Raw genomic sequence first — 21,991 nt, 5'->3', positions numbered from 1 at the left:
CGATGGCACGGCGCGACGTCGAACTGGGCGGCGCGCCCGAGGGGCTGGACGCGCTGGTCGTCGCCGAACGGCTGAGGGCGCACGGCGGGGCGGGCTTGCTGGTGGCGCGCGACTATCAGCGGTCGGGCAATTTCACCCAGGCGCTTAGTTTCTTCGCCAAGGACATTGAAGTTCTTGAATATCCGGCCTGGGACTGCCTGCCTTATGACCGGTTGAGCCCGACCGCATCGGTCGCCGCGCAGCGCATGGCGACCCTGACCCGGCTGGCTCAGCGCGATCCCTCGGACGCCAGGCCGCTGCTGGTCGTCGCCACCATCGCCGCCGTGACCCAACGCACGCCGCCGCGTCAGGCCGTCACCGGGGCCGGGTTCGAGGCCCGCGTCGGCCGCGATCTGGATACGGCGGCGCTGGAACGCTATGTCTCGGCCAACGGCTATATGCGCGCCTCGACCGTGTCCGAGCGCGGCGAATACGCCATTCGCGGCGGCGTCATCGACGTCTTCCCGCCGGGCTTTGACGAGCCTGTGCGTCTGGACCTGTTCGGGACCGAGCTGGAATCGATCCGCGCCTTTGATCCCGAGACCCAGCGCTCGACCAAACAGCTGAAGCAGGTCGTCCTGCTGCCCGTGTCCGAGATCCTGCTGGACGCCGAGTCCATCTCGCGGTTCCGCACCGGCTATCTGAACCTGTTCGGCGCGGCGGGCGACGAGCCCATGTACGCCGCCGTCAGCGAGGGCGCGCGTCGTCAGGGGCTGGAGCACTGGCTGCCCCTCTTTTACGACCGGCTGGACACCCTGTTCGACTTCCTGCCCGACAGCGCCCCGGTCTTCCTCGACAGCCAGGTCGAGCAGGCGCGCGCCGAACGCTGGAGCCTGACCACCGACGCCTATGAGGCGCGGCGCGAGGCGGCCAAGGGCAAGGGCGGTGCAGCCTATCGCGCGCCAGCGCCGCGCAGCCTCTACCTGGACGAAGGCGACTGGAACAGCGCCCTGGCCGGTCGCGCCGTGCGCCGCCTGTCGCCGCTGGCCGCCGATCCGGCCCTGGGCGGCGAGGACGCCGGCGGGCGTCTGGGCCACAGCTTCGCGGCCGAGCGCACCCAGGACAGCGTCAACCTGTTCGCGGCCGTGGCCAAACACGCCGAGACCCTGAAATCAGCGGGCAAGCAGGTTCTGTTCGCCTCGTGGAGCGAGGGCTCGTCCGAGCGTCTGGCGGCCATGCTGTCGGACCACGGGCTGGAACACGTCCTGCCAGTGCGCGACTGGGACGATGTCCTAGACGCGCCCAAGGACATCTATTTGCGGGCCGTTCTGCCGGTCGAACACGGCTTCGTCACCGACGACGTGGCGGTGATTTCCGAGACCGACATCCTGGGCGACCGTCTGGCGCGGCCGCGTCGCAAGCGTCGGGCCTCCAACTTCCTGGCTGAGGCCTCGGCTCTGACGGCGGGCGATCTGGTCGTCCACCTGGATCACGGCATCGGGCGCTATGAGGGCCTGAAGACGCTGGAGATCCAGGAGGCGCCGCACGACTGTCTGGAACTGCTCTACGCCGGCGACAGCAAGCTGTACTTGCCGGTTGAGAACATCGATCTGCTGACCCGCTACGGCACCGACGCCGACGGGGTGCAACTGGACCGTCTGGGCGGCGCGGGCTGGCAGGGCCGCAAGGCCAAGGCCAAGGAGCGTCTGCGCGCCATGGCCGAGGGGCTGATCGCACTGGCCGCCAAGCGGGCGATGCGCGTGTCCGACGCCATCGTGCCGCCGTCCGGCCTGTTCGACGAGTTCTGCGCCCGCTTCCCCTATGAGGAGACGGACGACCAGTTGAACGCCATCGGCGACGTACTGGAGGACCTGGGCAAGGGTACCCCGATGGATCGCCTGATCTGCGGCGACGTCGGTTTCGGCAAGACGGAAGTGGCCCTGCGCGCCGCCTTCGTCGTGGCCATGACGGGGCAGCAGGTGGCGATTGTCTGCCCGACGACCCTGCTGGCGCGTCAGCATTTCAAGACCTTCAGCGAGCGCTTCGCCGGCTGGCCGATCACGGTGCGGCACCTGTCGCGCATGGTCACCGCCAAGGACGCCAACGAGACGCGCGCGGGCCTGAAAGACGGCACGTTCGAGATCGTGGTCGGCACCCACGCCGTGCTGGCCGAACAGGTGGGTTTCCGCGATCTGGGCCTGGTGATCGTGGACGAGGAGCAGCACTTCGGCGTCAAGCACAAGGAGAAGTTGAAGTCCCTGCGGGCCGATGTTCACCTGCTGACCCTGACCGCCACGCCCATTCCGCGCACCCTGCAGATGGCGCTGTCGGGCATCCGCGAGATGTCGATCATCGCGACGCCGCCGGTCGATCGTCTGGCGGTGCGGACCTATGTCACGCCGTGGGATCCGGTGCTGGTGCGCGAGGCCCTGCTACGCGAGAAGTATCGCGGCGGTCAGGCCTTCTATGTCGCCCCCCGCCTGAAGGAACTGCCGGAAATCGAGAAATTCCTGCGCGAGCAGGTGCCCGAGGTGAAGTTCGTCGTCGGTCACGGCCAGATGAGCCCGACCCAGTTGGAAGACGTGATGAGCGCCTTCTACGACGGCAGTTATGACGTCCTGGTCTCGACCACCATCGTCGAGAGCGGCATCGACATTCCGACGGCCAACACCCTGATCGTCCACCGCGCCGATATGTTCGGCCTAGCCCAGTTGCACCAGATCCGGGGCCGCATCGGTCGGTCCAAGGCGCGGGCCTTTGCCTATCTGACGACGGATCCCAAGCGTCCCTTGAGCCTGTCGGCCGAGCGGCGCCTGCAGGTTCTGCAGTCGCTGGACAACCTGGGCGCTGGCTTCCAGCTGGCCAGCCACGATCTGGATCAGCGCGGCGGCGGCAACCTGCTGGGCGACGAACAGTCGGGCCACATCCGCGAGGTCGGGGTCGAACTGTATCAGCAGATGCTGGAAGACGCCGTCGCCGAACTGCGCGAGCAGGGCGAAGGCGTGGCCGACCGGGGCTGGTCGCCGGCGATCAACGTCGGCGCTGCGGTCCTGATTCCAGAGGTCTACGTCCCAGATCTGAATGTCCGCCTCAGCCTCTATCGCCGTTTGTCCGACGCCGAACGCAGCGAGGACCGCGAAGCCCTGGCCGCCGAACTGATCGACCGGTTCGGCCCGTTGCCGGACGAGGCGCAGCAGCTTCTGCGGATCGTGGGCATCAAGGCGAATTGCCGCACGGCCTCGATCGAACGCATCGACATCGGGCCCAAGGGGGCGGTGCTGACCCTGCGCAACAACAGCTTCCCCAATCCAATGGGGCTGGTCGGCCTGATCCAGAAGAACCAGGCCTTCTGGAAGCTTCGGCCGGATCAGAAGATCGTGGTCAAGGGCGACTGGCCCACCCCCAGCGACCGCCTGAAGGTCGCCGAGCGGATCACGACCGACCTGGCGCGGGTGGCGGGGGCGGCCTAGTCATCTGTGACCGTCATCCCGGCCGAAGAGCCGGGACCGCCCTAGGCCGGGACCGCCCTGGGCGCGACGGTTTGGGTTGCAACGACCTGAGCGCCGCGTCTCTTGCGGTCCCGGATAGCGGCTGCGCCGCTTCCGGGATGACGCCGTAAATGCAAGCGAAACCTTCCTAGCCGCGCCCCTTCATCTGGCGGATCAGGGCGCCGAACAGGTTGACGTAGTCGTCGGTCCACGGCCGCACATCGGTCGGGGCCAGCTTGCGCCAGCGCCCGTCGCCCTTGAAGTCGGCCAGGCCTTCGGCGGTAGGCGAGAGGGCGAGGGCCTCGGTCGAGGCCTCGGCCATTTCCGGGGCGTTGGGCTGTTCGATGTAGATCTGATGCAGGTCCGCTGCGCCTAGCTGGCGGGCGGCGGCGACCGCCGGCATGGTGATCTCGAGGTTGCGGTTGGACAGGTGCAGCACCACCACGCCGTCAGGCTTGAGCAGGTGCAGATAGCCTTGGATGGCCTCGACCGTCAGCAGGTGGGTCGGCACGGCGTCCGACGAGAAGGCATCGATGACCAGCAGGTCGTAGGTGCCGGGCGCTTCCTTGGCCATGGTCAGCCGGGCGTCGCCCAGAACCGTGCGGATCGGGCCGTGGGCGCAGTTCGAGATATAGGTGAACCAGGACGGATCGCGCGAGACGCGGTTCACCATGGGGTCGATCTCGAAGAAGGTCAGTTCGTCCTCGGCCCGCTTGTAGGCCGCCATGGCGCCCGAGCCCTGGCCCACAACGCCGATCTTTACCGCCGGGCTGCGCGCCTGAATACGCTGCGCCGCCTGGCCCAGAGGCGTGGCGGTCGCGTAATACATCGTCGGGCTACAGGCGAAGTCGGGCGCGCGAGCCTGGGCGCCGTGCAGGGTCGTGCCATGCATCAGCACGTGGACGTCGCCGCCCATGCCCGGATCCTGGGTGACGGCGATCCGCATGACGCCGAAGAAGCTGCGCTCGCTCAGGCTCCAGTCATAGCCGCGGCCGACGTGGTGCGCCGACAGGGTGATGACGGCGATGATGATCGTGAACAGCACGGCGCGGTCCCGCACCAGGAAGGCGCATATGGCGGCGCCGCCCAGAATGAACTGCACCACCTGAAGCCGCGCCTGATCACTGAGCAGGGCCCTGAAGTCGGGGTTGTAGCGCATGAACTCCAGCACGATCGGCGGCGCGGCGGCGATGCCGACGCCCAGCAGGAGGATAATGATCTCACGGCGCGACAGCGCGCCTTCGCCCCAGGGCCGCGCCAGGCCGACCAGCACCATGACCAGAGGATATTCCCACACCACGTTGAAAATCGCGGGGGCGATGAGGGCGTTGAATGCCCCGCCGACGACGCCGCCCAGCGACAGCAGCAGGTAGAACTCCGTCAGCCGGTCAGGCGCCGGCCGTCGCGCGGCCAGTCTCTGGTGACACATCAGAGCGGTAATGAAGAAGGCGCCCAAGTGCGCCAGCAGCAGCATCACCCATTGGCCCGTGTTCATGCCGATCATGCTGACGACGATGACGCCGAGCGCCGCCTGCAGCACAAGGGTCGTGGACAGTCTGACCAACGGTTTGGCCTGGAAGGCGATGACGAAGGTCAGGAGGTAGAGCGCCAGGGGCGCGACCCAGAGGAAGGGGGCTGAGGCCACGTCGGTCGACAGGTGGGCCGTGACGCCCAGCAGCAGGCTGGACGGGGCGGCGGCCAGCAGGACCAGAACGCCTTTCTCGCGCCAGGGGATCAGCGCGCTGACGGCCAGGGGCGCCGGCTCGGGCGCATTCTGAACTCGCCGTCGCCAGACCAGGGCGGCCAGACCGACCACCAGCACGACGAACAGGCCGTAACCCCCGGTCCATCCCGTTCTCTGCCCTGACAGGGACATCAGCGGCTCGATCAGGGCGGGGTAGGCGAGCAGGGCCAGGAAACTGCCGAGGTTGGAGGCGGCATAGAGGACATAAGGGTTCTGGCCGTCGGCATGGCCGGCGCGCACCCTTGCGTACCAAGCTTGCAGCAGGGGCGCGGTGGCCGACAGGACGGCGAACGGCGCCCCGACCGACAAGGCCAGGGTCGCCAGCAGCCAGGCGGTGGGCGCCGAAGGGTTCGGCTCGCCCAGCAGACCGTTGATCTGCAGCGGCAGGAAGAGCGCCGCCGCCAGCAACAGGCTGAGGTGTATCGCCGCCTGCCACTTCAGCGACCGAACACGTTGCAGCAGGTGGGCGTAGCCGTAGCCGACCAGCAGCGCCGTCTGGAAGAAGACCATCGAGGTGTTCCATACCGACGGCGATCCCCCCAGCATGGGCAAGGCCAGTTTGGTCACCATGGGCTGGACGACAAAAACCAGCGACGCCGACGTGAAGATGGCGACGGCGAACAATGCGGGTGTTATCGCATCGGCCTTGCGAAAGGCCGTGGTCATGGTGGAATCGGTCATTCGCGATCCGCTGGCTTCGGCGTGGTCGTCTGACCCGCCCCCTGTCCAGCAGGTTTAGACCGACTCGCAGACGGAGCGCATAGCCATGTTCCCGCAAGATATTGAGGCCTCGGCCGCCGCCGTGATCCAGGCGGCGATCAAGGCAAACGTCATGGTCGCCACGGCGGAGAGTTGCACCGGCGGCCTGGTGTCAGGCGTGCTGACAGCGGTGGCGGGGTCGTCCGCGGTGCTGGACCGGGGCTTCGTCACCTACAGCAATGAGGCCAAGGGCGAGATGCTGGGCGTCTCGGACGACCTGCTGGCGCAGTTTGGCGCGGTGTCGGAGCCCGTGGCGCGGGCGATGGCTTTGGGTGCAGTCGAACGGTCGCGCGCCTCGGTGTCGGTTTCCATCACCGGCGTGGCCGGGCCTGGAGGCGGTTCAGCGGACAAGCCGGTCGGTCTGGTGCATTTCGCCGCCGTCGGCCCGCGCGGCGGCGTGGTTCATGTCGAGCGCCGCTTCGGCGACATCGGGCGCGAGGGGGTTCGGCTGGAAAGCGTCCGCGTGGCGCTGGGTCTGCTGCTGGATGCGGTGACGGCGTGAGCGAGCCGATTCTGGTCGACGCGCGGGGCCACCGCTGCCCGGTGCCCAGTTTGCGGCTGCGCAAGGCGATGGAGGGGCTGGCGCCAGGCGTCCGGCTGATCCTGCTGGCGACCGACCCCATGGCCCGGATCGACGTGCCCTATCTGATGACCGATTTGAGCGGGACCGTGTGCGGGGTGGAGGAACAGGACGGCGTCCTGCGCATCACTGTCGAGACTGGCGCCGCTCCGACAGGTTGACGACCGAGCCCCTGGTTTCGATTTCCGGCTCTTCCGGCTTCCAGGCGATCTCCAGTTCGGTGGCGAAGGCGCCGCCGTAGAAGATGGCGTTGACGTTCCACGACAGCCAGATCAGCAGCACCACCACCGCGCCGACCGAGCCGTAGGTGGCGCCGAGTTGGGCGATCTGTTCGACGTAGATGGCGCACAGCCATGAGAAGAAGCTGGACATGATCGTGGCGATCAGCCCGCCCATGACCGCGGCCTTCCACGCCACGCGCGTCGCATGGGACATGGCGTAGCGGTAGAGCATGGTCAGGCCTAGCCATAGGCCCAGGGCCGGCCATAGGCCGTCGAGCGGCTGAACCAGCCAGGCCACGGGGTCCTGGGCGTGGGCATGCTCCATCAGCCGCGAGGTCACGACCGCTCCCGACACGATGGTGAACAGGACGAAGGCGGCGAGGGCGACGAGGAAGGCCAGCATGTTGAATTTGAAGAAGCCGTGCGGCTCGGTTTCATCGTGGATCAGGTTAAGACCCGCCAGCAAGGCTTTGAAACCACGGTGAGCGGCATAGGCGCCGATCAGCAACGCAAGCGCGCTCTGGGCCGAAACCGTGCGCGCGGAGGCGTTCGCCAGCCGGTCGATCTCGTTTAGGAAGATGGCGCGCGCGGCGTGCGGCACGACATCCGCCAGTGCTGCGGCCTGTTCGCTGACCTGTCCGATGGACAGGACGACCTTGTAGAAACCGATAAGGATGGCGATGGCCGGAAACACCGCCAGCAGGGCGAAGAAGGACACGCCCCCGGTGTAAAGCATGACGTCGCGCCCCCAGCTTCGGGCGAAGGCGCGGACTGCCAACCTTCCCCAGAGCAGGGGTTGGGCTATCAAACGAATAGGAGGGTTCAAGCCTGACCTCGGGCAGTCGTCAAAGCGACCGATTAACCTCATTTGGCTTGCGACGAAACCCTTAGGGGCGCGGGACGGATTTTGCTGATCCGTCCATTGCTACACAGGGGGGCGGCTCGGTATCATCCGATGGCTTGAGGTGTCGGCGTCGGGGGCGAGCCGCTCAGGCTCATGGAGAGAACTGTTTGGATTCCGATCCGCGTTTACTGGTCGTCGCCGCTGATGACGCCCTGATCGGCCCCCTGTGCGAGGGACTGGACCAACTGGGCTGGCCCACGGTGACGGCGCGCACGCTGGACGCCGCAATCCTCACGCTGCACGACCTTTCGCTGGATGCAGCCATCGTCGATGCTCGGGCGGAAGCCGAGGGATTTGTCGCCCGATTGCGCCAGGCCGCGGCGCCTCGCTATCTGCCGATCCTGGCGATCGGCGCACCGGGACCTGCTGATCGTGAGGGCGTCGACCTGACGATGTCATCGCCGCCGCATCCGGCGCAGGCCGCCTTGCGGCTGGATCAACTGACACGCGCCGGGATCGCCGAAGAGGAGTTCGCACTGCGCCAGGCGACCTTCGCCGCGCATGGCGTGACGCTGAACGCGCCCGAGGTCGGCGAGACTCCGCTGCAGATTTTGACCGCGGGGGCGGCCGACCGTCGTTTCCTCGCCATGTCCAATGCGCTGTCGGAAGCGGGCGCCGAAGTCGTGGCTGCGCCGACGCCCTATACCGCCTTCGATTATCTGCATGAGCGCGCCTTTGACGCCGCCGTGCTTTGGGGCGGGCAGGGTCATGCGCCAGCGCTGTCCATCGCCTCGGGCATGAAGCGGAACACGCGCCTCTATCATATCCCGCTGACACTCTATTTGCGGGGCTCGGCCGACGTTGAATTGGCCGAGCTCTTCAGCCGGGGCTTCGCCGACGTGGCGGCGGCCGACACCCCCGAGGATGAAACTGCGGAGCGGGTCCTGGCCTTGGCTCGTAACCACCGCCGTCGTCAGGCTATCCGTCGCGCACTTGATTCGGTGCGCGGTTCCGACCTGATGGACGCGGCGACGGGCCTGTTCACGCGCGACCTGTTCGCCGCCCATCTGGCGCGGGTGGCGGAGGGCGCGCGCCTGCGTGACCGGGCGCTGTCGGTCTGTGTCCTGCGGGTGGCGGAGCACGAACCGGTCGTTCAGGCGCGGAGCGGCGGCTGGCTGGATCGCGCCATGCCGCAGATCGGCGCCATGGTGTCGCGGTTGGTGCGGGTCGAGGATACTGCGGCGCGCCTGGGGCCGGAGATATTCGCCCTGGTCCTGCCCGCGACGGCGGAATCGGAGGCGAGGAGGGCTGCTGAACGTATCGCGGCGGTGATCGCCTGCACCGCTTTCGACGCCGGTCAGGACCGCTCGCCCTTCGTGGTCGAGTTCGACGTCGGCGTGGCCGAGATGCAGGACGGCGAAACGCCCGCCGCGGTTCTGGAACGAGCGTCGGCCGATCTGGCGAACGCCTAGGCGGGCAGTTCCACCAGGGCGACGGCCTGAGCCGCCAGGCCTTCGCCGCGACCGGTGAAGCCCAGGCCCTCGGTCGTCGTCGCCTTGACGCTGACCGCGTCGAGCGGAAGGCTCAGCAGGTCGGCGAGACGCTCGCGCATGGCCTGGCGATGGGGCTTCACCTTGGGCTGCTCGCAGATCAGGGTCACATCGACGTTGACGATCCGGCCTCCGCGCGCGGCCACGCGTTCGGCTGCATAGACCAGGAAGCGGTCGGACGAGGCGCCCTTCCACTGCGGATCGCTGGGCGGGAAGTGATCGCCGATATCGCCGTCGGCGATGGCGCCCAGGATGGCGTCGGTCAGGGCGTGCAGGCCCGCGTCCGCGTCGGAATGACCGATCAGGGTCTGATCGTGGGGGATCTCGACGCCGCACAGCCAGACCGAGGTTCCCGGTCCCCAGCGATGCACGTCATAGCCTTGGCCGATGCGAATGGTCTTGGGAGACAGGGCCTCGGCCATGGCGAAATCCTCGGGATAGGTGAGCTTCATCAGGCGGGCCTCGCCTTCGACCAGACGCACGCGTCCGCCGGCGCGTTCGAGCACGGCGGCTTCGTCCGTGGGGGCGTCAGGGGCGGTCCAGGCGGCGTAGGCGCCGCGGATCGTCCTGAGGCGGAAGGCTTGCGGCGTCTGGGCGCGCCACAGGCCGTCGCGCTCGACCCCGCCGACAACCAGACCGTCCAGCCCGCGACGCAAGCTGTCGGCCACGGGCAGGGCGGGCAGGGCGCCGTCGGCGTCTTTCAGCGCCTCCAGCAGGCGGTCGATCACGGCCGGGCTCAGGAAGGGCCGAGCGGCGTCGTGGATCAAAACCGGCGAATCGTCGGCGCAGTCGAGCGCTGCGAGGCCGGCGCACACCGAGGCGGCCCGCGTGGCGCCGCCCGTGACGGCACGCCAGCCCGATAGGCCGCCCAGGGCATCCGCGGCGCGCGGCTCGGCGCCGGGCGCGACCACGACGACGACCGAATCGGCCCCCGCCGCAAGCAGGGCTTCGACGGACCAGCGCACCATCGGCCGGCCGCCGACGGCCCGCCACTGCTTGTCTCCACCGGCCCTGGACCCTGAACCGGCGGCCACCACGATTGCTGAGAATGCCATGTCGGCCTTCTAAGCGCCCCAGTTCCGCTTGACGAGAGGCTCAACAGTCGGCGGTAAGGGCGGCATGAGCGCAGGATTGCAAATCGGAGACGTGCGGATCGCCGGGCGGGTGCTGATGGCCCCGATGACCGGGATCACCGACCTGCCGTTTCGGCTGCTCGCCTCGAAGCTGGGCGCGGCCTATGTGGCGACCGAGATGGTGGCTTCGGCCGAGCTGGCGCGCGGGCGGCCTGACGTGGTGCGGCGGGCGGCGGTCGGCGGCGGTCTGCCGCTGACGGTGATCCAGTTGGTCGGGCGTGATCCGGAGATCATGGCCGAGGGCGCGCGCATGGCTGAGGCTGCGGGCGCCGACATCATCGATCTGAACTTCGGCTGCCCGGCCAAGGAAGTGACCGGCTCGGCCTGCGGTTCGGCCCTGATGCGGACGCCAGATCTGGCCTGTCGCCTGATGGAGGCGGCGGTCAAGGCCGTCAGCCGCCCGGTGACGGTCAAGATGCGGTTGGGCTGGGACGACGACAACCGCAACGCCGCCGAACTCGCGCGCCGGGCCGAGGACTTAGGCGTCCAGGCCGTTACGGTTCACGGACGCACCCGCAAACAGTTCTACACCGGCCAGGCGGACTGGAGCGCGGTGGGCGAGGTCAAGGCGGCGGTGTCCGCCATACCGGTCATCGTCAACGGCGACATCATCACGGCCGAACAGGCGCGCGAGGCGCTGGCCCAATCGGGCGCCGACGCCCTGATGCTGGGGCGCGGGGTCTATGGCCGCCCCTGGCTGGCGGCGCATCTGGAGCGGGCGCTGGCCGATGGAACCCGGCTGCAGGAGCCGGGCCGGGAAGAACGGCTGGCCATCGTCATCGAGCATTTGCGCGGCTCGGTCGCCTTCTATGGCCTGCCCTTGGGGCTGAAGATGTTCCGCAAACATCTGGGCTGGTATGTCGAACAGGCGCCATGGCCGGAAGACCCGGCCGAGCGGCGCGTCGCCAAGGCGCGGCTCTGCCGATTGGAGACCCCGAACGAGGTCGAACAGGCGCTTTCCGCGCTTTGGTCGCGTGCGGTGGATCAATTCAGCAACTCTGGTGTTGAAAACCTGCCACAGCTGGTCGAAGCTGCCAGGTAATGACGGACTCCCCCACCGCGCAGGTTGAAGGTCACGGCTCCGAGCGATCGCTCTGGGGGCGCCTTTCCGGCAACCGGGTGAGGGCCTTGTTCGGCACGGCCTACGCCATCGCCTTCCTGATCACGGCGGCAGCGATCTGGCTGGTGGCGATCGCGCCCGGCGCGACGGCGGGCGGCGATGCGCGCACGGCGGCCAGTCGTGCGGTCCTGTATATCCTTCTCGCCAATCTGATCCTGATCGGCGGCCTGGCGGCGGTGATCGGCGGACGGGTGCTGCGCTTGATGCGGAATCGCGACAATCCCGGCGCGCGGCTTCATCTGCGGTTCGTGACCCTGTTCTCGCTGGTGGCCGTGGTGCCGGCGGTGTTGATCGCCCTGGTGTTCGGCGTGCTGGTCAACCGGGGCGTGGATCAGTGGTTCAGCACCAACGTCCGCTCGGCGGTCGAGAACGGCGCCGAGATCGGCCGGGCCTATGTCGCCGACATCGGCGCCGGGCTCGAGAGGGACCTGGAGACCATGAGCACCGAACTGGGCGGCGTACGCAGCCTGTTCGACAATCGCATCCAGTTTTCGCGCGCCCTGGCTCAGATCGGCGAGTTCTTCGGCTATCCGGCGCTCTACATCCTGGACAGCGACGGCGAGGTGCTGGCCAGCGGCGAACAGCCGGGCGCGCCGCCCTATGTCGCCCCTCCGCGCGAGGCGTTCGAGACGGTGGCGGCGGGCGAAGTCGCACCGACGACCGTGACCGAGAACCCCGACATGGTGCGGGCCCTCTATCCGCTGCCCGACTATGGCCACGCCTATCTCTATGTCGTGCGGCCGCTGGCGCCGGGTCTGATCCAGAGGATGCGCAACGGCGAGGAGTCCATCGCCGCCTATCGCTCCGCCGAGGAAAGCCGGGCGCGCATCCAGGCGGCCTTCGCCCTCAGCTACCTTGAAACGGCCTTGCTCGTGCTGGTCGGCGCGGTCTGGCTGGCGATGTCGGCGGCCAGTTCGATCTCTGCGCCTATCGGGCGGCTGGTGAAGGCGGCGGATCAGGTGGCGGGGGGGGACCTGAGCGCGCGGGTCGACAATGCCGGAGCGCCGGCCGAACTGGTCGTCCTGTCCGAGGCCTTTAACCGGATGACCGGGGACATCATGACCCAACAGGCGGCGCTGAAGACCGCCAGCGACGACGCCCAGGGCCGCAGCCGATTCATCGAAACGGTGCTGTCCGGCGTCAGCGCGGGGGTGATCGGCCTGGATCGGCGGGGGCGCATCTCGGCCATCAACGACAGCGCCAGCCAGCTTCTGGCGATCAGCGAAACCGATGTTCAGGGGCGTCTGCTGGCCGAAGTCGCGCCCGAACTGAGCGAACTGTCCGAACGGGCGGAAGCCCACATCGAGGAAGACATAGACGTCAGCCGTCATGGCGAGACGCGGCGTCTGCGGGTCCGCATCGAGGGCGGGCAGGGCGGTGAGATGGTTCTGACCTTCGACGACATCACCCGGCTGGTCACGGCCCAGCGCAACGCCGCCTGGCGCGACGTGGCGCGCCGCATCGCCCATGAGATCAAGAACCCCCTGACGCCGATCCAGCTGTCGGCCGAGCGGCTGCGGCGCAAGTACCGCTCTCAAGTCGGCGACGACGTCGAGGTGTTCGATCGTTGCACCGAGACTATCATTCGCCAGGTGGGCGACATCGGCCGGATGGTGGACGAGTTCTCGTCCTTCGCCCGCATGCCGGCGCCGCGCTTCACCCGCGAGAATCCAGCCGAGATGCTGCGCGAGGCGGTCTTCGCCCAGCGCGTCGCGGCGGCCGACATCGGCATCGACCTGGTCGAGCCGTTACCTGACGTGGTCCTGCAGTGCGATGGCCGAATGGTCGGGCAGGCGCTGGCCAACATCCTGAAGAACGCCGGCGAAGCCGTGGCCGCACGCCGCGCCGACGGCTCGGTTCCGTCGGGAACCACGGGCATCATCTCTCGCCTGGCGGTCGAGGGCGGGATCGCCACCTTCGTCATCGAGGACGACGGCATCGGCCTGCCCGCCAAGAATCGCGACCGGCTGACAGAACCCTATGTCACGACGCGCGAGAAGGGGACGGGCCTGGGCCTGGCCATCGTCAAGCGTATCTGTGAAGACCATGGCGGAGAGCTGAAGCTGGCCGACGCCGAGACATTATCAGGCGCTCGCGTGTGCCTGATCTTCCCCCTGACCCAAGACAGCAAGGTCGCTCACCGTGCCCCCGGCGCGGCGCGAGCGGCGGAGTAGAGAGGCGTCATGCGCAATACCGGTGCCGACATTCTGGTCGTCGACGACGAGGCCGACATCCGCGAACTGGTCTCAGGCCTGCTCGAGGACGAGGGCCATTCCGTTCGCGTGGCCGCCAACTCGGACGAGGCCCTGGCCGCGATCCGGGCGCGCAAGCCGTCGCTGGCGGTGCTGGATATCTGGATGCAGGGCGGCGGTCTGGACGGACTGGAGCTGCTGGACGTGGTCAAGGGGCTGGACGAGGACCTGCCGGTCGTCATGATCTCCGGGCACGGCAATATCGAAACCGCCGTCAGCGCCCTGAAGCGCGGCGCCTATGACTTCATCGAAAAGCCGTTCAAGTCCGACCGTCTGGTGGTGGTGGTCGAGCGCGCTCTGGAAGCGGCGTCGCTGAAGCGCGAGAACCGTCGTCTGCGGACGCAGACCATGGCGCTGACCGGATTGATCGGGAAGTCGGCGGCGGCGCAGCTGCTGCGCGGGACGATCGCCAAGGTGGCCCCCGCCAACAGCCGTGTGCTGATCTCCGGTCCTCCGGGCTCGGGCAAGGAACTGGTCGCGCGCCAGATCCACGACGCCAGCCCGCGCGCCAAGTCCGAGTTCGTCGCCATTTCGGCCGCAGGCATGACGCCGGAGCGGCTGGACGTCGAACTGTTCGGCGAGGAGGGCGGCGACGGACGGCCCCGCAAGATCGGCGTCTTCGAGCGCGCCCATAACGGCACCCTCTACCTGGACGACGTCGGCGACATGCCTCGCGAGAGCCAGAGTCGCATCCTGCGGGTGCTGGTGGAGCAGCGTTTCCGTCGAGTCGGCGGCGAACAGGATGTTCAGGTCGATGTCCGCGTCGTCACCTCCACCGCCCGCGACCTGAGGGTCGAGATCACCGAAGGCCGCTTCCGCGAGGATCTGTTCCACCGCCTGAACGTGGTGCCGATCCGCGTCCCGCCGCTGTCCGAGCGTCGCGAGGACATCAGCGAACTGATCGAATATTTCGTCGAGAGCCTGGCGGCGTCTCAAGGCCTTCCGCGCCGTCGCATCGCCGAGGACGCCCTGGCCGTCCTGCAGGTCCATCCGTGGCCGGGCAACGTGCGCCAGCTGCGCAACAACGTGGAGCGCCTGCTGATCCTCGCCACCGGGGCGGCCGATGAACCGATCACCGCCGACATGCTGCCGCAGGAGGTGGCCTCCTCCAGCGGCGGCTCCTCGTTGGGCTCTGACCGTATCATCGCCTTGCCGCTGCGCGAGGCGCGCGAGGTGTTCGAGCGCGATTATCTGGCGGCCCAGATCATGCGTTTCGGTGGAAACATCTCGCGCACGGCCGCCTTCATCGGCATGGAACGATCCGCACTGCATCGCAAACTGAAGTCGCTGGGCGTTTCGCCCGCTCGCGGCGGCGAAGACGAAGAAGGAGAGGGCGCCTGATGTCCAGGATCGCCTATGTCAACGGGACCTATCAGCCGCATAGCGGCGCGACGGTTCATATCGAGGATCGCGGCTTCCAGTTCGCTGACGGGGTCTATGAGGTCTGGTCGGTGTTCGACGGCAAGCTGGCCGACTTCCAAGGCCACATGACGCGTCTGGCCCGCAGCCTGACTGAGCTTCGCATCCCCATCCCGATGACCGCTCAGGCTTTGGAGCGCGTGCTCAAGGAAACCATCCGGCGCAACCGGGTCCGCAACGGCATCGTCTATCTGCAAGTCACGCGGGGAACGTCGCCGCGCGATCACGCCTTCCCGAAGGACACGCCGCCAAGCGTGATCGTCACCTCCAAGACGATCGACCTGGCCAAGGGCGAGGCCCTGGCCGCTAAGGGCGCGGCGGGCGTGACCATGCCCGACATCCGCTGGGGCCGTTGCGACATCAAGACCGTGGGGCTTCTGCCCAACGTCCTGGCGAAGCAGGCGGCGCGCGAGAAGGGCGCCTATGAGTGTCTGATGGTCGACGACATGGGGCTGGTGACCGAAGGGTCGTCCACCAACGCCTGGATCGTCGACGAAGACGGCAAGCTGCGCACCCGCGACGCCCAGGCCAATATCCTGCGCGGCATCACCCGCACGGCCATCCTGAAACTGGCCGAGGTCGAGGGCATCGAACTGGACGAACGCCCGTTCAGCGTGGACGAAGCCAAGCGGGCCAAAGAGATTTTCGTCACCGCCGCCAGTTCCTTCGTCATGCCTATCGTGTCGCTGGATGGATCGAAGATCGCGGACGGCAAGCCCGGTCCTATCGCGACTCGGCTGCGCGAGGTTTATCTGGAACAGGCGCGCCGCGAGGCCATTTAGGGCGTTGCCGCGACTGCGAAGGCGCGTCTAAAGTCAGGTGCGGACCGACGAGTCCGCACTGGCTGAACCGGCCGGCGAAAAAGAACCAAGAACAGGACCAACCTGCCATGTCGCAAGACAAACGACAAAACCTTCAAGACACCTTCCTCAACAGCGTTCGCAAGACCAAGACCCCGCTGACCATCTTCCTGGTAAATGGCGTCAAGCTGCAGGGAATCGTGACCTGGTTCGACAACTTCTGTGTGCTGCTGCGTCGCGATGGCCAGTCGCAGCTCGTCTACAAGCACGCCATCTCGACCATCATGCCGTCCGCGCCCGTGCAACTGTACGAGCCGGATGCCGAAGAAGACTGATTGACCTCCAAACACATAGACCACACCGTCCCGCTGATCCGGGCGGTCGTCATCCACCCCGACCGCCGCTCGGACAGCCCGCGGCTGGCGTCCGAACGCCTTGAGGAAGCCGCGGGCCTGGCCCGTGCGCTGGACCTCGACGTGCGCGCCGAAGAGATCGTGCGCCTGCGCGGAACCACGCCCGCCACCCTGTTCGGTTCGGGCAAGGTCGAGGAATTGGCCGCCCTCATCCGGGCCGCCGACGCCGAGGCCGTGGTCATCGACGACGACTTGTCTCCGGTCCAGCAGCGCAATCTGGAGAAGGCGTGGGAGGTGAAGGTCATCGACCGCACCGGCCTGATCCTCGAAATTTTCGGGCGCCGCGCGCGTACCAAGGAAGGCCGACTGCAGGTCGAACTGGCGCGGCTGGAATACGAGCGCTCGCGTCTGGTCCGCACCTGGACCCACCTGGAGCGTCAGCGCGGGGGCACCGGCTCGACGGGCGGTCCGGGCGAAACCCAGATCGAACTGGACCGGCGTCTGATCGCCGACCGGATCGTTCGCCTGAAAGTGGAACTGGAAGAGGTGCGCCGCACGCGCGGTCTGCACCGTAAGGCCCGCAAGAAGGTGCCTTTCCCATCAGTGGCCCTGGTCGGCTACACCAATGCGGGCAAGTCGACGCTGTTCAACCGGCTGACGGGGTCTGAGGTCTTCGCCAAGGACCTGCTGTTCGCCACCCTGGACACGACCCAGCGCACCATCCGCCTGCCGCAGGGCCGTCCGGCCATCATCGCCGACACCGTGGGCTTCATCTCGGACCTGCCGCACGAACTGGTCGAGAGCTTCCGCGCCACGCTGGAAGAGGTGGGCGAGGCCGACCTGATCCTGCACGTCCGCGACATCGCCTCCACAGACAGCGACGCCCAGGCCAAGGACGTCGAGGCGGTGCTGGAGCAGATCCCGACACCGGAAGGCAAGACGCGCCGCATCCTGGAAGTCTGGAACAAGATCGACCTGCTGGACGCCGACGTGCGCGAAGGCGTTCTGGGTCAGGCCGAACGTCTGGCGCGCGAGGGCAAGGCGGTCGCGGTGTCGGCCTGGACGGGCGAGGGGATCGAACCTCTGCGCGAGACCATCGCCGCCCTGATCGACGACGACCCCGAAACCCACCTGACGCTGCAGGCCCACCAGGGCGAGGCCCTGGCCTGGCTGTATGAGAACGGACGGGTGACCTTCCGCGACACGGATTCCGATGGCCGGACCCATCTGGTCGTGCGGCTGCATCCTTCCGCGCTGGGGCGGCTGGAGCGGCTGTACCCCGACATCATCGACTAGTCCCATGCACCTGATCGAGACCATTCTGTTCCTGCTTCTGGCCGTGGTGCTGTCCGGCTGGGTGGCGCGGATCACGCGGATAGCCCTGCCGCTGGTGCAGATCGGTCTCGGCGCGGCAGTGGTGTTGATCACAGGCGAAGCGGTCGATCTGAAGCCGGACATCTTTTTCCTACTGTTCCTGCCGCCGCTGCTGTTCGTGGACGGCTGGCGCATTCCCAACGAGGCTCTCTATCGCGACCGGGTGGTGATCCTGGAGCTGGCGCTGGGGCTGGTAGTCTTCACCGTCGTGGGGCTGGGCTTCCTGATCCACTGGATGATCCCGGCCATGCCCCTGGCGGTGGCCTTCGCCCTGGCGGCCATCCTGTCGCCGACCGATCCTATCGCGGTGTCGGCGGTGGCTGCTCGCGCGCCGATCCCCAAGCGGCTGATGCACATCCTGGAAGGCGAGTCGTTGCTCAACGATGCGACCGGCCTGACCTGCATGCGGATCGCGGTGATCGCGGCGACGACGGGCGTGTTCTCGCTGACGAACGCGATCGGGACCTTCGCCTGGCTGGCCGTCTCAGGGATCGCGGTCGGGATCGTCGTGACCCTGGCCATCGGCGTGATCAAGGGCTGGATCAGCCGGCGCTGGGGCGAGGACGTGGGCGGGCAGATCCTGATCAGCCTGCTGATCCCCTTCGCCGCCTATCTGGCGGCCGAAGCGGTGCACGGCTCGGGCATTCTGGCCGCCGTCGCGGCGGGCGTGACCATGAGCTTCACCGAGCGTCAGGGCTCGGCCCTGGCGGCGACGCGAATCCGACGCGCCGTCGTCTGGGACACGGTCCAGTTCGTCGCCAATGGCCTGATCTTCGTCATTCTGGGCGAACAGATGCCGTCGATCATGGCGCGCGCGGCCGAGGTCATCCAAACGACACAGCACCGCGAGGTCTGGTGGCTGGGGGTCTATGTCCTCGCCATCGTAGCGGCGTTGGCGACGCTGCGCTTTGTCTGGGTGTGGACGTCGCTGAAGCTCACCCTGTTCCGTAAGCGAGGACGCCGCGCGCCGCCGAAAGTGGGGCTGCGGCTGGTGGCCGTCATGTCCCTGGCGGGCGTGCGCGGCGCCATCACTCTGGCCGGCATCCTGACCCTGCCGTTCGTTCTGGGCGACGGTTCGCCCATGCCGGCGCGCAACCTGGCCATCTTCCTGGCGGCGGGGGTGATCATCGTTTCGCTGTTGTTGGCGACCATCGCCTTGCCGCGCCTGCTGAAGGGCGTCGAACTGCCGCCCGAGCCGTCTCACCTCGAGGATGCGGATCGCTCGCGCGTCGCGGCCGCGTCGGCGGCCATGCGCGCCATTGAAGATCGCCAGCACGCCATGGCCGAGGGCAAGGCGGATCCCGACCTCTACGCCGAGACCGCCGCCCGGTTGATGGAGGTCTATCGTCGTCGCATCGAAAGCCGCAGCCATGGCGAGGGCGACGACCTGTCGCGCACCCGACGCGGCGACGAGATCGAGCGTCAGTTGCGGCTGGCCGGTCTGGCAGCGGAACGCGAGGAACTGATCCGTCTTAGTCGGCAGCGCCTGGTCGATAACGAGACGGCGCGCCGCCTGATCCGCGAAGTCGACCTGCAGGAACTCCGCTACATCTAGACCGTGAGTATCGCGCCGATCGCTGCATAGTCGTCGACGACATAATGGGCGCCGGCATCCTGCAGACGATCACCGTCGCCATCGCGCATGTGGCCACCCGCACAGAGCCCCACGACGGTCATCCCAGCGGCGCGTCCTGCCGCCACGCCGCTGGTGCTGTCCTCGATCACCAGGGTTCTGGCGGGATCGACCTGCATCTCGGCCGCGGCGTGCAGGAACAAGTCGGGGTGAGGCTTGCCGCGCGTGACATGAACGGTCGCGCTGAAGATCGGCCCGCCGAAGGTCGAGGTTAGACCGAAGCGGTTCAGGCCCATGTGAATCCAGTCCAGCGGGCTGGACGAGGCGATGCAGCGACGCTCGCCTCGCGAGGCTATAAAGTCGAGCGCGCCCGTGACAGGCTTGAGCTCGGTCGGCGCCCGGGCGTGACATCGCCCGGTCCATTGGTCGTGGAGATCTTCGGGGCAGGACCCGAATCGCGCCTCGATCAGGGTGCGGCAATCCAACCAGCGCCGGCCCACATAGGCCGCCAGAGCCTCGTCCAGCGTCGTGGGCATCCCGGCTTCGCTCAGAAGGTCCGCGAGGATGGCGTTGTTCAACACCTCGCTGTCGGCGACAACCCCGTCAAAATCAAAAATGATCAGGTCATAGGCCGCCAACGTCAGGTCCGTTCTGCCGCCTTGGCCGCGTTCCACAGTGCGTCCATTTCGGCCAGGTTCGACTGCTCCGGCGTGCGGCCGTCCTTGGCCAGTTCGGCTTCGATGAAGCCGAAGCGGCGGATGAATTTGGCGTTGGCGGCGCGCAGGGCGTCTTCGGGTTCGACCTCCAGCTTGCGGGCCAGGTTGGCGACGACGAACAGCAGGTCGCCCAGTTCCTCGCGGGCCTTTTCCTTGTCGCCGGCGGCGATCTCGACGCGCAGTTCCTCGACCTCCTCGGCCAGCTTGTCGAAGACCTCGTCGGTCGAGGGCCAGTCGAAGCCGACGCGGCCGGCGCGCTTGGTCAGTTTGGCGGCGCGGGTCAGGGCGGGCAGGCCGACCGGCACGTCGTCCAGCACGCCGTGCTGTGCCTTGGCCTTGCGCTCTGCGGCCTTGATGTCCTCCCAGCGCACCTTCTGGGCCGAGCCGCTGACCTTGGCGGCTTCCTCGCCGAAGACGTGCGGATGGCGACGGATCAGCTTGTCGGCCATGGCGTCGGCCACGTCGTCGAAGACGAAATGCCCGGCCTCCTCGGCCATGCGGGCGTGGAAGACGACCTGGAACAGCAGGTCGCCCAGTTCGACCTTCAACTCCTCCATGTCGGCGCGCTCGATGGCGTCGGCGACCTCGTAGGCCTCCTCGATCGTATAGGGAGCGATGCTGGCGAAGGTCTGCTCGACGTCCCAGGGGCAGCCGCCGTCCGGATCGCGCAGGCGAACCATGATCTCTTTCAGGCGGTCGACGGAGTGGGTCATTCAGGCGGTCCCGGCGTCGCGCAGCGCAAGCGCCTCGCGGATTTCATCATGGCGCTTGGGCGTCAGAGGATAGCCCTTCAGCACCCAGGCGGCCGCCGCCAGTAGCAGGCCCGGCACGGCGATGAACAGGATTTGCAGCGCCAGCAGCGAAAACTCGCTGTTGCCCTCAGGGCCCGGCAGCGCCTTGAAGCCCACCCATTGCAGGATGAGGTAGGGGATCAGCGCCACGACGTGACCGATCTTGGTCGTGGCCGACAGGATGGAGAACATCAGGCCTGTGCGGTCCACGCCCGTCTCCAGCCGCACCTCGTCGCCTGCGTCGGCCATCATGGCCCGCAGCAGGAACAGACCCGCCGCATAGGGCAGGCCGGCGATGAACATGACCACGGCGGTCAGGGCGAAGTTGCCGCCGGGAACCAGGGTCGCGGCGATATAGAGACCCGCAAAGATCAGGCTGGCGACCGCCAGGGCCCTGTCCTTGCCGATCTTGGTGGCCAGCCAGGCCCAGATGGGCGCCCCGACCAGTCCCGCCACGAAATAGAACAGCATGAAGAGCGACGCCTGGGTGTGGTCGTAGCCCTTGATCTGGCCGAAGAAGAAGAACAGCAGCGCGCCGGTGATGCCGGGCGCCACGCCCAGCAGCAGGTCGGCGATCAGCAGCTTGCGCACCGTCTTCATGCCGAACAGGGCTAGATAGGCCTTAGGTCCGCCGTGGGGCGGGGCGCCGACGGTCATCGGTTCCGGCACGGCGACCATGGCCAGGCCGATGGTGAGGGGCAGGGCGATCAGGATGGCCCAGCCCATGATCCGCACGCCGTCGGCATAGGTCCCGATGCCCGTCTTCACTACCACGGTCGGCAGGATCAGGATCAGGATGACGCCGATGATGTTGAACACCTGCCACCAGCCATAGACCCGGCTGCGCTGGTCGTACTGAGGCGCCAGAACCGCCGCCCAGCCCAGTTGGCTCAGGGTGCCGATCGAGAAGCCGAGGTAGAGGACCAGCAGCCAGGCGAACAGATAGGCGGGACCGGCGCCGGGCTGGACCACCACGAACATCATCAGCGCCGACAGCATCAGGATGGGCGTCGACAGCACCATCCATGGGCGATAGCGGCCGAACTTGGTCTTGGTCTTGTCCATGCCCCAGCCGATGAAGGGGTCGAACAGGATATCGATCAGCCGCACGGCCATGAAGACCCCGGCCACGACGCCCAACTCCATCCCGACATGGGTGGCGTAGAACTCGGGCAGGGTGACGGGCAGGGCGACGCCGAAGGCCGCCAGCGGCAGGCAGGGGCCGGAAAAGGCGGCCAGAACGGCGTTGGAGCGGCGGGGAGCGTCTGCGGCGACAGTCGATGACATCAGGCGTC

General features: G+C 67.6%; 17 protein-coding genes. 11 read left to right on the top strand and 6 right to left on the bottom strand.

Going from position 1 to position 21,991, the window contains the following annotated elements; all coding sequences use genetic code 11:
• Positions 1–2: 2 nt before the first annotated feature.
• Positions 3–3,449, top strand: coding sequence for a transcription-repair coupling factor (mfd, locus tag AC1DJ5_RS02685; RefSeq protein WP_477019596.1), 3,447 nt, complete (start codon positions 3–5; stop codon positions 3,447–3,449).
• A 166-nt stretch (positions 3,450–3,615) separates the two neighbouring features.
• On the opposite strand, the gene AC1DJ5_RS02680 is transcribed toward mfd, so the two are convergent.
• On the bottom strand, positions 3,616–5,892 hold the full coding sequence (locus AC1DJ5_RS02680; protein WP_477019595.1) for a fused MFS/spermidine synthase: 2,277 nt from the start codon (positions 5,890–5,892) through the stop codon (positions 3,616–3,618).
• A gap of 85 nt (positions 5,893–5,977) precedes the next feature.
• Between AC1DJ5_RS02680 and AC1DJ5_RS02675 the strand changes: the two genes are divergently transcribed.
• Entirely contained in the window at positions 5,978–6,472 is a 495-nt protein-coding gene (locus tag AC1DJ5_RS02675; RefSeq protein ID WP_477019594.1) for a CinA family protein, read from the top strand.
• On the top strand, positions 6,469–6,711 hold the full coding sequence (locus AC1DJ5_RS02670; RefSeq protein ID WP_441453355.1) for a sulfurtransferase TusA family protein: 243 nt from the start codon (positions 6,469–6,471) through the stop codon (positions 6,709–6,711). Before AC1DJ5_RS02675 ends, AC1DJ5_RS02670 begins: the two co-directional genes overlap by 4 nt.
• On the opposite strand, the gene AC1DJ5_RS02665 is transcribed toward AC1DJ5_RS02670, so the two are convergent.
• Complete coding sequence (locus AC1DJ5_RS02665; protein ID WP_477019593.1) at positions 6,677–7,507, bottom strand: YihY/virulence factor BrkB family protein; 831 nt, start codon at positions 7,505–7,507, stop codon at positions 6,677–6,679. The two genes, AC1DJ5_RS02670 and AC1DJ5_RS02665, sit on opposite strands and share 35 nt — an antisense overlap.
• A 275-nt stretch (positions 7,508–7,782) precedes the next feature.
• Here AC1DJ5_RS02665 and AC1DJ5_RS02660 point away from each other — a divergent pair, with 275 nt between their 5' ends.
• Positions 7,783–9,087, top strand: a complete 1,305-nt coding sequence (locus tag AC1DJ5_RS02660; RefSeq protein WP_441453358.1) for a diguanylate cyclase domain-containing protein — start codon at positions 7,783–7,785, stop codon at positions 9,085–9,087.
• Here AC1DJ5_RS02660 and AC1DJ5_RS02655 read toward each other — a convergent pair.
• Entirely contained in the window at positions 9,084–10,220 is a 1,137-nt protein-coding gene (locus AC1DJ5_RS02655; protein ID WP_477019592.1) for a bifunctional 2-C-methyl-D-erythritol 4-phosphate cytidylyltransferase/2-C-methyl-D-erythritol 2,4-cyclodiphosphate synthase, read from the bottom strand. The genes AC1DJ5_RS02660 and AC1DJ5_RS02655 overlap by 4 nt on opposite strands.
• A 64-nt stretch (positions 10,221–10,284) precedes the next feature.
• On the opposite strand from AC1DJ5_RS02655, the gene dusB reads away from it, so the two are divergent.
• The 7 genes from dusB (at position 10,285) to AC1DJ5_RS02620 (ending at position 19,171) form a co-directional block, all read left to right on the top strand.
• Positions 10,285–11,340 (top strand): tRNA dihydrouridine synthase DusB, encoded by a 1,056-nt coding sequence (gene dusB / locus AC1DJ5_RS02650; RefSeq protein WP_477019591.1) that lies wholly within the window; start codon positions 10,285–10,287, stop codon positions 11,338–11,340.
• On the top strand, positions 11,340–13,592 hold the full coding sequence (locus AC1DJ5_RS02645; RefSeq protein ID WP_477019590.1) for a sensor histidine kinase NtrY-like: 2,253 nt from the start codon (positions 11,340–11,342) through the stop codon (positions 13,590–13,592). The genes dusB and AC1DJ5_RS02645 overlap by 1 nt, the downstream gene beginning before the upstream one ends.
• 9 nt (positions 13,593–13,601) lie before the next feature.
• Positions 13,602–15,011 (top strand): nitrogen assimilation response regulator NtrX, encoded by a 1,410-nt coding sequence (gene ntrX, locus AC1DJ5_RS02640; protein WP_441453365.1) that lies wholly within the window; start codon positions 13,602–13,604, stop codon positions 15,009–15,011.
• Positions 15,011–15,871, top strand: coding sequence for a D-amino-acid transaminase (locus AC1DJ5_RS02635; protein ID WP_441453366.1), 861 nt, complete (start codon positions 15,011–15,013; stop codon positions 15,869–15,871). The genes ntrX and AC1DJ5_RS02635 overlap by 1 nt, the downstream gene beginning before the upstream one ends.
• 107 nt (positions 15,872–15,978) lie before the next feature.
• Entirely contained in the window at positions 15,979–16,224 is a 246-nt protein-coding gene (gene hfq, locus AC1DJ5_RS02630; RefSeq protein WP_003164861.1) for an RNA chaperone Hfq, read from the top strand.
• A complete protein-coding gene (gene hflX, locus AC1DJ5_RS02625; RefSeq protein WP_477019589.1) occupies positions 16,225–17,538 on the top strand; it encodes a GTPase HflX in 1,314 nt (437 codons plus the stop codon).
• Between the two features lie 4 nt (positions 17,539–17,542).
• The gene (locus AC1DJ5_RS02620; protein WP_441453370.1) at positions 17,543–19,171 is read left to right on the top strand and encodes a Na+/H+ antiporter; all 1,629 of its coding nucleotides are present in this window, start codon (positions 17,543–17,545) and stop codon (positions 19,169–19,171) included.
• On the opposite strand, the gene AC1DJ5_RS02615 is transcribed toward AC1DJ5_RS02620, so the two are convergent.
• Genes AC1DJ5_RS02615 through AC1DJ5_RS02605 form a run of 3 tightly spaced genes read right to left on the bottom strand, consistent with a single transcriptional unit; the run spans position 19,168 to position 21,983 of the window.
• Positions 19,168–19,827 carry an HAD family hydrolase gene (locus AC1DJ5_RS02615; protein WP_441453372.1) on the bottom strand — a complete coding sequence of 220 codons (660 nt, stop codon included), beginning with the start codon at positions 19,825–19,827 and terminating at the stop codon, positions 19,168–19,170. The two genes, AC1DJ5_RS02620 and AC1DJ5_RS02615, sit on opposite strands and share 4 nt — an antisense overlap.
• 2 nt (positions 19,828–19,829) lie before the next feature.
• A complete protein-coding gene (gene mazG / locus AC1DJ5_RS02610) occupies positions 19,830–20,618 on the bottom strand; it encodes a nucleoside triphosphate pyrophosphohydrolase (RefSeq protein WP_441453374.1) in 789 nt (262 codons plus the stop codon).
• On the bottom strand, positions 20,619–21,983 hold the full coding sequence (locus tag AC1DJ5_RS02605) for an MFS transporter (protein ID WP_477019588.1): 1,365 nt from the start codon (positions 21,981–21,983) through the stop codon (positions 20,619–20,621).
• Positions 21,984–21,991 lie beyond the last annotated feature (8 nt).

Source organism: Brevundimonas sp. 01N35, assembly GCF_056399785.1.
This window is presented reverse-complemented; position numbering and strand designations above follow the sequence as displayed.